The 13,692-nt window shown below is 36.8% G+C and carries 1 protein-coding gene; it reads left to right on the top strand.

Annotated elements, in window-relative coordinates; genetic code table 11:
* Window positions 1-168 precede the first annotated feature (168 nt).
* Window positions 169-13,662 carry a YSIRK-type signal peptide-containing protein gene (locus RWZ86_RS03545; RefSeq protein ID WP_314680056.1) on the top strand — a complete coding sequence of 4,498 codons (13,494 nt, stop codon included), beginning with the start codon at window positions 169-171 and terminating at the stop codon, window positions 13,660-13,662.
* Window positions 13,663-13,692: the final 30 nt, after the last annotated feature.

Raw genomic sequence — 13,692 nt, 5'->3', positions numbered from 1 at the left:
CATACTAACTTCTAGTTTTGATACTTAACTAGAAGTTACTTTGAAACTTTACGTTTATGTGAAATTTTATTGAAATAACCCAGTTATTATTATACTTTTCAAAGTACTTTTGGTATAATTATTGTGTTATATAATTGATAAAAAATCTATTGAAAAAAGGAGCAAGATATGAGAAAAAATAAAAAAGAAAATATGTGGAACCAAGTGCAAAGGTTCTCTATTCGTAAATTTTCATTCGGTGTAACCTCTGCATTGCTTGGAACATTCTTTCTAGCAAATACTTCAATGGTTCAAGCGGAAGTTGAATCAGGACAAGATTCAGCAGTTCATGCGACTAAACCGGAAGAAAAAGTTGGTACGGGCAAGCCAAATGAAAATGCACAACCAGTGGTAGCTACAGAAATTAAAAAAGTTGAAACAAATGTAGTTGCTGAAGAAACAAACAAGGCATCGAAAGAACAATTGAATGATGTTACTATACCTAAAGTAGATAAGAGTACTTTATCACAAGCGATTGATAATCTATCTGAATTATTAAATCAAGTAAATCGTAAAAAGGTTTCAAGAACAAGTATGTCGGAATATGAAGGTGTATTATCTAAAGCAAAAGAAGTATACCAAAATGATGCAACTACTCAAAATGAAGTGGATAGTCAAGTGAGAAAAGTGAATGGCGCTATTACAATTGCGAAGTCTTTTCCAAAAGTGAAATCAAGTACAGGTGAAATGATTACTCCTAAAACAGGAACCGATGCCATAACAGAAGCACCTAAGACTGAAACAGAGATTAAACATTCTCTTGAAACAGTAAAAGAGGATCTTCAAAAATATGTGAAGAAATCGGAAAATACAACTGATAAACCAAACGTAACAGCAGCAGAAGAAATTCTAGAAAGTATTTCAAAACAATTAGAAAATCCTACGCTAAGTTCACAAGAATTAACAACATTGTTGGAAAAAGCAAAGACAGTTCGTAATTCATTAGTAAATGAAGAGTTGCGTGCAACTTCAGGTGCTCGTGATTCACGTAATGGTCAAAATATGGGTGAAGGGGTAACTTTTAGAGCGGATGCCCCAATTAATTCAGGGGCTTTAGCCAATATTAAATATTTTGCTTCTGTTGACCCTAGAGCAGCAGGAAATAATGGACGTAATACAAGAAATAACGAACCTGAATTAACGTTAAATAAAACAGAAATTAAAGCTGTTTATGTACAAGATAGTGAAGGAAAGTGGATTGTTTACGATGTTTTCTTCAATAATGATGGAAGAAAAATGACAGGACTTAGTAAAAAACAACACTACTATTTCCAAGCTCCGTTTAATATTATGGACCCTAAGAACGTGGTAAGAGATTTAACTTTTACTCGTTATAGAAATGTTAATGGAACAAGATTATCTAATGGCTTTGAAGGGTTCGAGAGATATGGTAATACTGCAGTAATTACTGACCCTTGGAATCAAAAATATAATATCTTTAATGCTGATAGTAGAACATTTTATGATCCTAATTCAGGTGCTTATACTGATGCAAAAAAAGGAGAAGTATTTAAAAATAACAAAGATGACTCTACATTAAATCAAATTGTTAGAGATAAAAATGGTAACTATCCTAAAGCTTCATACTATTTAGGTTTAGAGTTAGGTCAATTAAGTACAGATTATGCTGTTCATATGCATGCTAAGATTAAATTGAGAGATAATGTAACATTAGAAGAAGCGAATCAATATGGACGAGTATTTGCAGCTTCTGTAACGTCAGGAGAAACGACTAACCAATCATATATTATGGGGGCAACAGGTACTCGTTTAACAACAAAAACTGACGCACAATTATCTCCGATTAAGGGTAGCACACATAACAAAACAGTGGGAGATACACTTCCAAATCCAGATAATCCAGTAACAGCTAAATATATTACTCCTAAAAATGGTGGAGAATTCCCTGCTGGAATGAGCTGGAGTTGGAAAAATAATATTAAACCAAGTACAGCTGAAGCTGGAGTATTCAAATATACTGCTGTGGCTACTTACCAAGATGGTTCAAAATCAGATGCAGCAAATTCAGGTTCAGACGGTACAGTTACATTAAATGTTAAACCGATTAAACCAACGATTACAGCTAATGATGTCGTGCATAAAAAAGGATTAGCAAATCAAACAATCACGGTAAATGTTGGTACAGGAGTTAAGAACGGTTCTACAGTTACTTTATATGATGGCAATAATGTAATCGGAACAGGGACAACCAATGGTACTACTGCAAGAATTACAGTTTCTGGTGCTTTACCAGGAAGACCTATTACAGCTGTAACAACAGTAAATAATAACGGAACTGTAACTTCTGAAAAAAGTGATGGTGTTACACCAACAGATGCACCAGATAACCAAGCACCAACGGTTAAAATGACAAATCCAACAGATAACAACAAAGTAAGTGTATTGACAAGTAATGAGACGAATGCTCCTACAACTCGTATTTATAGAGGGGCGACTTTAAATGTTCCATTGACGATGTACGATAATGATCCAAAAGGTAAAGTAAACTTAAAATATGAAAGTGGATTACCTAAGGGTGTTACTTTTAACAATGGAACAACTCTTTCAAAAACAGGAGCCACAGAGGCACGCCCAGGAACAACAAATGTTACGGGGAAAGTCGCTGCTGATGCAACATTAGGAAAACAAACGGTTACGTTCAAAGTGTCCGATGACCAAGGAAACAATGTTGATAGAGGCAATAATTCAACTGTGAAATTTAATGTTGAAGTTGTGGACTTAGCCTTCAAAGAAGGAAAAGGAACAGTTAGTGATGGTAAGCTTGTTGTAAAAACTGCTAAAGGAACGTCTTATACAGATTCGCATGATTTCATTACGACAACTGATGGAACAAATGTGGGAGACCAATTCTTTGCTGGTGGAATGAAGTTTAGATTTATTGACTCAAATGGAACTACAACAAGTAAAGTTACTCTTAATACTCCTGGTAAACAAATTGTTAAAGCAGCAGCTTATTTCCATGATGGATACGCTGGAACAAATGGTGTTGAAAAAGTTACTAATACTACTCCGGGTAAAGATAATGAAATTATCAATAGAACATTCTTATATAAAACTATTGAGTTCCAAGTAAAACCAACTGCGCCAACAGTAACGCCAGAAACAAATGGGGATGTTACAGTAACGCCAGTGAATGAAGAAAATGTTAATACATTCAATTTCACATATAAAGATCCAAATAACACACCAAAAATTGTTACAGCAACAAAAACAGGAAATGGATGGACATTAAGTAATGCTCCAGCTGACGGTGTAACGATTGATAGAACTACAGGGAAAGTAACAATCAAAGATAGAGCGATAAAAGATTCTGATCCAGTTACCGCTACATCTAAAACAAATGACAATGTGGAAAGTGATCCAGCAACAGTAAATTCAAAAGTAGGAGATAATGAGCCACCTAAATTCAAGTTTACTCCTAATGGAAAAGAAACAAGAGTTGAAACAGGAAAAGAGCAAGTAGCATATATCACTCCTACAGAAGATACAAACTTGAAGATTGGTACAGTAACAGATAACTCTGGTAAATTATCTGAGGTAAAATTCGCAGATAAGTCTAATACAGTGTTCGGTATTAAAGGTTTAGGTTCAGGTATCACTTATAACGAAGTAGTTAAAACAAATAATGGGGATGTCGATGCTCCAAGAGATATTATTGTTTCAGGTAAACTTCCTGAACGTAATGGAAATAAAGACTGGACAGATGATGTTGAAATTACACGTTTTGTTGTGGCAAAAGATGCAGCGCTTAAGGAAATGAGAGATCAAGATGCAAGTATTTCAAATCCGACTCGTGTTAAATTGAAAGTTTTAACACAAGCAACGAAATATGATCCACACGTTGGAAATCAAGTGATTGATAAGGATATTACTGCACAAGGCGCAACGGTTACTCCAAAAGAATTTGATGCTATTAAATCAAACATTACCTTCACTTCAGAACGTGGCGATGTGAAAATTAGTAATGGTGCTAACAATAGAACTGCTGGTTTAAATATCACGATGAATGAAAATGGTGCAATTCAGAAAGATCCTGCAAATGGTTCATACTATGTAAGTGCAAGAATTGAATATCCAGACCACTCAACGGAAGATGTTAGAATTCCAGTTACTAAGTCAGATACAACAGCACCAAGAGTAACAATAAATGGTAAAGAATTATCAGAAACTGCAACAGATTATTCATTTGTAGTATTTAAAGGTTCAACATTTAACCCAACATTAAGAGTAAGTGACGATAAAAACAATGTGAAAAGCGTAACTGTTTCAGGTTTACCAAGTGGAAATAATTTCTCAGCAACAGGAGATTGGTCTAAAAATGGAGCTGATGTTCAAGTAGTAGGTGATACTATTACAGCAACAAATAATGCTACACCAGGAGATCATGAAGCAAGTGTAGTTGTAAAAGATGCACTAAACAATGAGAAAACTTATAAATTTAAATATAAAGTCGTGGATGTTGCGATTAGAGAAACACCAAAAACAGTTCCGTTAAATACACAATTAGGCGATTCTCATACTTACGTAAAAGTAGTCGATGGAGCAAATAATGATGGGGATGATAAATATTATCCAGATGGTATGTCATTCAAATGGAAAAAGGGAACTGCAGAAGTTGCTGATGGAACTAGATTAACTAGACCAGGAATCGTGTCAGATTATAAACCAGAAGTGAAGTTTAAATCTGGAGCTGGTTTCTATACAAAAACAATCGATGGTAAGGAAGTTAAAGTTTACACACCTGCTACAATTGAAAGAGATCAAACATTCCGTGTTAAACCAACAGCACCAATAATTACTCCTTTAGAAAATGGAGATGTAACAGTAACACCGGTAAGTGAAGAAAATGTTAACACATTAAACTTTACTTATAAACATCCAAATGATTCTACTATTACAGTGACAGCTACTAAAAACGGAAATAGATGGTCATTAACAAGCGGTTCACCTGGAGACGGTGTAACAATTAATCCTGAGACTGGTGTTGTGAGTATTAAAGACCGTGCTATTAAAGATGCAGCTGAAGTAACAGCTAAATCTGTGACAACAGACAGTGTAGATAGTGATACAACAACTGCTAATTCTAAAGCGGGAGATAAAGAACCACCGGTATTTACATTTGCTCCAGATGGAAAAGAAAAAGTAGTTGATGCTACTGGTAGACAAGTTGTCTATGTAACTCCAACGGAAGAGACAGATCTTAATATTGGTGTTGTAACAGATAATTCCGGGAAATTAGTACAAGCTATATTTAGAGAAACTAATGGTAATACATCTAACGGATTAGGATTCCAAGGATTAAATCATAATGGATTACCTCGTACGGATAATGTAGAAGTAGATGCTCCAAGAAATATCCTAGTAACAGGAAAAGTCAGTGAATACAAATCAGGTACAACACCGTGGGCTGATACAGATGAATATACTCGTGGTATGTATGCAAGAGATGCTGCAACTAATGAGATAAGAAATACGCTTGAACATCCTACAAATGTAGTCTTCAAAGTTCTAACTCAAGCAACAAAATATGAACCACAAGTTTCAGCTCAACCAGTGAATGTGGATGTTAATGCTACAAGTGCGAAAATTAGTCAGTCAGATTTTGATGCACTGAAATCAAATATTACCTTTAATTCAACTCGTGGACCTGTGAAAATAGATAATACAACTACTGGATTGAAGATTTCTATGAAGGAAGAAGGAGCTATTAAGCAAAATTCAGACGGTACTCACTATGTTGGTGCAACTATCGAGTATCCAGACCATTCAAGAGACGAAATTCAAATCCCTGTTGTAAAAGCAGATGCGAATGAACCAAGTGCAACAATGGATGGAATGTTGTTAACAAAAGATGAAAATACTACTGCAAATTTCGTAGTATTTAGAGGTTCAACATTTAACCCGACATTTAATGTAAGAGATGATAGAAACAATATTAATAAGATTAACGTAACAGGACTTCCAAATGGAACAAGTATTGAGAAAACTGGTTCTTGGACAAGTGGAACAAATGTTAAGATTACAGAAGAAGCTAACACATCTACATCAACAGCTGATTTAGGAGAGCGTGTTGGAGAAGTAACGATTACTGACGCTACAGGAAACACTGGTACTTATAAATATAAATATAAAGTAGTAGATGTTGAAGTTAGAAATAGTCCAGAAACAGTTGAGTTAGGAACTAAACTAGTTGATGCTGCAAATGCAAATAATGGTAAAGACTCTCATAATTATGTGAAAGTAGTCGATGGTCAAAATAATAATGGTGATGATAAATATTACCCAGCAGGAATGAACTTCAAATGGAGTAAGAATAATGCTGAAATTACAACTACTACTGAGTTTAATAAACCAGGTGTAGTAACGGATTATAAAGCATTAGTGAAATTCTCATCTGGTGCAGGATTCTATACAAAGAGTATCGATGGAAAAACTACTAAAGTTTATACACCTGCTAGCGTTGAAAAAGATGTAACATTCCATGTAGCACCTCCAAAACCAACATTTAATCAGGATGCAGTATCATCAACAACACGTACAATTAGTGGTACGTTAGGTGGATTCAACTCAGATGATAGAGTTGTAGAAGTACACTTAAATGATAAAGACAATACAGTGTTATCAAGCAAAAAAGGACAAGTAACAATCAATGGAGATACTTGGACAGCGACATTACCAGATGGGGTAAATCTTCGTCAAAGTGAAAACAAAAACGGAGAAACAGCTCAACCAACAGCGATTACAGTAATCAACAAAGTTGGAGACACTGAAGTTTCTACTAGAAGTGATGAAAAAGTAGTTAAAATGGGTGAATACTCACCTTCTGCTACGATTGCTGGTAGCAAGCATATCGATATAACAGTGCCACATGATGCGAAACGTGTTGAATTACGATTCCATAATAGTGCAGATACGGATACTACAACGAATAGCATTGTCCTTATTCGTGATGAAAATGGTGGAAATTGGAAAGTAGATTCTACAACTCCAACAGGTGTTACGAATGCAAATGGTTTTGTAGAAGCTATTACAAATAGCGTGAATGAAACGAATAAAGCTGAAAACAAAGTAAGCATTACTCTAAAAGAATCAGATAATAATAAAAAACTTCTTATTAAAGAAGAAACTGCTTCAGGAGATAATACAGCAAACTATACTAGTGGTTTAGGATTACGAGTAGACTACAAACCTGAATCAGGACAAGATGCAACACCAGCAGGAAATTGGAAAGTAATTTCTGTAACAAATGATGCGCCAGTAGTAACATTGAAAAATGCAACTGAAGGAACGCAAGAAAATCCTAAAGTTTACACTGCAGGAACATCACTTACAGCTGAGTTACTAAAAGAATTAGTAACGGTATCTGATACTGAAGATGACCGCGCAACGGACAAACCATTTGGTACAGGAAAAGTTAATATTCTTTCAGGACTTCCAGAAAATCCATCAGCAGGAGTATACGCTGTAACGCTTCAACCAGTTGATAGCCAAGGAAAAGCAGGAAACCAAGTAACTGTACATGTAGTTGTAAAAGAAGAAAAACCAGCTGCTCCAACTATTTCACAATGGCAAAACGGAAATGTGAAAGTAACGCCATCCACAGATAATGGTGGAGATAAAGTAACAATTCCATTAACAGATGGAACTGTAACATTAGTGAAGAAAGATACTGGATGGGAAATTGAAACTCCAAAAGAAGGAGTAGTATTCCATAATGGTTCGCTAGAAATTCCTAAAGAGTTAGTTGGAAATAATGTCACAGCTAAAGCGACTAAAGGAACAAATGGTTCTGCAGTTGATTCTGATGATGCGACATATACGCCTCAATCTCATACTGTAACTAAAAAAGATGTTGAAAAAGAAGCAGACTCACCATTATCAAGAGGTGATTTATCAGGAACAACAGGGGTTACAGGTGTAACGGATGGAACTGAAACGAAAGATTTCACAACTGCGAAGATTACGAGTGTAGTAGAAAAATCTCCTCTACCAAATGTAACTCCAGATAGTAAACATACAATTCCGGTGACAATTACTTATGAAGATGGTTCAAAAGAAACAACTGATGTAATTGTTAAAGTGAAACCTTCAACTCCAACAATTTCACCAAAAGAAAACGGAAGTGTAGAAATTACACCAGTATTAACTGGAGAAGGAACTACAACTATCACATATACAGGTGAAGATAACACGCCACAAACAGTAACATTGACAAAAGGTGGAGATGGAACATGGACAAGTTCAGATCCAACATTATCTGTTGATGTAAATGGTAAAGTGACAATTCCAGCGGACAAAGTAAAAGATGGTTCGGAAGTTACTGCGAAAGTGACAAGTAAGACAACAGAATTAACAAGTCAACCATCTACAGCAACTGTTGGTCAACCATTAGATTTCACAATAACACCACCAGCAAATGCAATAGAAAAAGCTAAGTACACAAGTGGAGTAGTCGTAACACCAAATAAATCAAATAGTACAATTTCTGCACCAACAGTAAATGGTTTAACAGTGAATAGTGAAGGGAAAGTTACAGGTACACCAGAAATCACAGACTGGGATGGAATAGAAGATAATCGTGATGTAACTATCAAAGTAACTGTAACGCACGAAGGTGATACACCAGTTACGAAAGATGTTATTGTAAATGTATTAAGAGATACAGATGGAGATGGTGATCCAGATACTACGGATCTAGATGATGATAACGATGGTATCCCAGATGAACAAGATAAAAATCCAAAAGTAGCAGATAAACTAATAGGCACAGTGAATCCACCAGAACCTGTAAGAGAAAAAGCTGCTATCACACCAGTCACTGTTGTAACATCGAATAAGCCAGGTTCAAAAATTACACAAGAGAATCCAGAACCAGTTAATGGCTTGACAGTTAACGGCAAAGGTGAGTTAACAGGAACTCCAAAAGTAGATGATTGGGGTAAAGATGAAGAAGAACGTCAAATTAAAATTCCTGTTAAAGTTACAAAAGAAATAACTGGAAAAGAACCTGAGGAAATTAAGGTCGAAGTTCCAGTAACGATTCTGAGAGATACAGATGGAGATGGAACTCCGGATAAAGAAGATGCAGATGATGATAACGATGGAATTCCAGATGATGAAGAGAAGAAAAACGGAACAGATCCAAAAGTTCCTACAACTCAAACTCCAACTATAGGAATTACTCGTAAAGAAAATGGTGATGCAATTGTAACACCGACGAAACCAGGTGGAGGAACATATCCACCAGGAACAACTGTAACAATTCCAGGAAATGACAATACTCTAATTGAAGTTACAATTGGAAATGACGGTTCAGGAACAGTTCCAAATGATAAACTTCCAAAAGGGGAAATTACTGGAGAAGGAACAGTAACAGAGCCGAATAAAGAACCATCAAAACCTGTAAATGTAACAACACCAGCGCGTAAACCATCAACGGTAGAATTAGAACAAGATCCAAAAACAGGAGATGTTACTGTAACGCCTAAGAAACCAGATGGAACAACATATCCACCAGGAACTAAAGTAGAAATTCCAGGTAAGAATGGAACACCTATTGTCGTAACAATAGAAGAAGGCGGTAAAGGAAAAGTTTCAAACAATGATTTACCGGAAGATAAAACACCAGGAACAGGTAAAATTACAGAAAATGGTAAAGATCCTGAAGACGTTAAAGTGGAAACACCAAAACGAATTGATCCAACTTTACCAGAAACAGATGCTCCAACAGAGATTGCAATTACTCGTAAGGAAAATGGAGATGCTATTGTAACACCTAAGAAACCAGGCGGAGGAACATATCCACCAGGAACGAAGGTTGAAATCCCAGGTGAAGATGGAACAACTATCGAAGTAACAATTGGAAATGACGGATCAGGTGAAGTTCCAAATGATCGTCTACCAAAAGATGCTAAACCGGGAACTGGAACAGTAACAGAAACGAATAAGAAACCATCACAACCTGTAAATGTGACAACACCAGCACGTAAGACACCAACAGTAGAGTTGGAACAAAATCCAAATACTGGTGATGTAACAGTAACACCTAAGAAACCAGGTGGAGAAACATATCCACCAGGAACAGTAGTGGAAATTCCAGGTAAAGATGGAAACCCAATTAGAGTAGAAATTGGACAAAATGGTAAAGGAACAGTTCCTAATAGTGAATTACCAGATGGAAATACTCCAGGTAATGCTAAGATAACAGAACCGAATAAACCTGTTGAAAATGTGACTGTTGAAACACCAGCACGTAAGACACCAACAGTAGAGTTACAACAAGATCCAGATACAGGGGAAGTAACAGTAACACCTAAGAAACCAGATGGAACAACATATCCATCAGGAACGAAGGTAGAAATTCCAGGTAAAAATGGAACGCCAATCGTTGTAACAATCGGAGAAGGCGGTAAAGGTAAAGTACCAAATAAAGACTTACCAGACGGTAATATCTCAGGACCAGGAACAATCACTGAGCCTGGTACAGGTAAAACTCCAGAAAAAGTTACTGTAGAAACACCAGCTCGTTTAACACCAGCGTTAGTATTAGATCAAGATCCAAATACAGGAGATGTGACAGTAACACCTAAGAAACCAGATGGAACAACATATCCGCCAGGAACAACAGTAGAAATTCCAGGTAAGAATGGAGTACCAATTGTGGTAACAACAGGACCAGATGGGAAAGTAGTTATTCCAAATAAAGACTTACCAGATGGAGAAATTCCAGGAACAGGTAAAATCACACCACCAGGTAAACCTTCTGTTGAATTAGAAGTGAAAACACCGAAAAAACTAGATCCAAATGCATCACAAACAGAACAACCAGGTAAAATTGAAATAACAAGAAAATCAAATGGAGACGCTGTAGTAACACCTAAGAAGCCAGATGGAACAACATATCCACCAGGAACGAAGGTAGTTATCCCAGGTGATCATAATACTCCAATCGAAGTGATTATCGGAGATAATGGATCAGGTGAAGTTCCAAATGATAAACTTCCAAAAGGAGATTTACCAGGAAAAGGAACAGTAACAGAACCGAATAAGAGACCATCTAACCCAGTTGATGTAACAACGCCAGCACGTAAGACACCAACGGTTGAGTTGGAACAAGATCCAAGTACAGGTGATGTAACAGTAACACCTAAGAAACCAGATGGTTCAATTTATCCACCAGGAACTAAGGTAGAAATTCCAGGTAAGAATGGAACAACAATTGTCGTAACAATTGGAGAAGATGGTAAAGGAAAAGTGCCAAATAAAGATTTACCAGAAGGAGATGTTCCAGGAACAGGTAAAATTTTAGAGCCAGGAAAACCTGATGAAAATGTTGATGTAACAACACCTTCACGTAAGACACCAACAGTAGAGTTACAACAAGATCCAGATTCAGGTGATGTAACGGTAACACCTAAGAAACCAGATGGTTCAATTTATCCACCAGGAACGAAGATAGAAATTCCAGGTAAGAATGGAACACCGATTGTTGTAATAATTGGACAAGACGGAAAAGGAAAAGTACCGAATAAGGACTTACCAGATCGTGAAGTACCAGGGAATGCTAAGATTACAGAACCAGGAAAAGATCCTGTAGAAGTTCCAGTGGTAACAACACCAGCGAAACTTACACCAACAGTAGAGTTGGAACAAGATCCAAATACAGGTGATGTAACAGTAACACCTAAGAAACCGGATGGAACAACATACCCACCAGGAACTAAGGTAGAAATTCCAGGTAAGAATGGAAACACAATTACTGTAACAATTGGAGAAGACGGTAAAGGTAAAGTACCAAATAATGAATTACCAGATGCTGATATTCCAGGAACAGGTAAGATTACAGAACCAGGAAAACCAACAGTAGAAGTAAACGTGAAAACACCGAAAAAATTAGATCCAAATGCACCTCAAACAGAACAACCAGGTGAAATTGAAATAATAAGAAAACCAAATGGAGACGCTGTTGTAACACCTAAGAAACCAGATGGAACAACATATCCACCAGGAACGAAGGTAGTTATCCCAGGTGATCATAACACACCAATTGAAGTGATTATCGGAGATAATGGATCAGGTGAAGTACCAAATGACAAACTTCCAAAAGGAGATTTACCAGGAAAAGGAATAGTAACAGAACCGAATAAGAGACCATCTAATCCAGTTGACGTAACAACACCAGCACGTAAGACACCAACAGTAGAATTAGAACAAAATCCAAACACAGGGGACGTAACTGTAACACCTAAGAAACCAGATGGGTCAACATACCCACCAGGAACGAAGGTAGAAATTCCAGGTAAGAATGGACACACAATTACTGTAACAATTGGACAAGACGGAAAAGGTAAAGTACCTAATAAAGACTTACCAGATGGTGAAGTTCCAGGAATTGGTAAGATTACAGAACCAGGTAAACCAACAGTAGAAGTAAACGTGAAAACACCGAAAAAACTAGATCCAAATGCACCTCAAACAGAACAACCAGGTGAAATTGAAATAACAAGAAAACCAAATGGAGACGCTGTTGTAACACCTAAGAAACCAGATGGAACAACATATCCACCAGGAACGAAGGTAGTTATCCCAGGTGATCATAATACTCCAATCGAAGTGATTATCGGAGATAATGGATCAGGTGAAGTTCCAAATGATAAACTTCCAAAAGGAGATTTACCAGGAAAAGGAACAGTAACAGAACCGAATAAGAGACCATCTAAACCAGTTGATGTAATAACGCCAGCACGTAAGACACCAACAGTAGAGTTAGAACAAGATCCAAACACAGGGGACGTAACTGTAACACCTAAGAAACCTGACGGTTCAACATACCCACCAGGAACGAAGGTAAAAATTCCAGGTAAGAATGGCAACACAATCACTGTAATAATTGGAGAAGACGGTAAAGGTAAAGTACCAAATAGTGAATTACCAGATGGAAAAGTTCCAGGAACTGCTAAGATTACAGAACCAGGAAAACCAACTGAAGAAGTTCCAGTGGTAACAACACCAGCGAAACTTACTCCAAAGGTAGAAGTGGATAGAAATCCAAATACACCTCAAACAGAACAACCTATTACGATTGAAATCACAAGAAAACCAAATGGAGATGCAGTAGTAACACCTAAGAAACCAGATGGGTCAACATACCCACCAGGAACAAAAGTTCTTATCCCAGGTGATAACAACACTCCAATTGAAGTGATTATCGGAGAAAATGGTTCAGGTGAAGTACCAAATGATAAACTTCCAAAAGGAGATTTACCAGGAAAAGGTATTGTAACAGAGCCGAATAAGAGACCATCTAATCCAGTTGATGTAACAACGCCAGCGCGTAAGACACCAACAAGTGAATTAGAACAAAATCCGAAGGCTGGTAATGAATCAGAAACAACGAAAGATAATCAAACACCAGTTCAAGAAACACCATCAACAACAGGTGAACCAGTACAACAAACTCAAGATACAAACCAAAATATCTTGCCAAATACTGGTACTGCAGATGGACTAGGTATCTTCTCTGCAGCAGCGGCTTCAATTCTTTCAGGTTTAGGATTGGTAGTTTTTGGAAAGAAAGAAGACGAAGAAGAGGAAAATAATTAAGCAGATTGATTAAAGTAAGTCTATTAATGA

The sequence above is a fragment of the uncultured Granulicatella sp. genome (assembly GCF_963545075.1).
Classification (GTDB): Bacteria; Bacillota; Bacilli; order Lactobacillales; family Aerococcaceae; genus Granulicatella.
This window is presented reverse-complemented; position numbering and strand designations above follow the sequence as displayed.

Bases quoted from the DNA above. Each gene is read 5' to 3' on its own strand.
- RWZ86_RS03545 (WP_314680056.1), top strand. From the start codon at position 169: ATGAGAAAAAATAAAAAAGAAAATATGTGGAACCAAGTGCAAAGGTTC.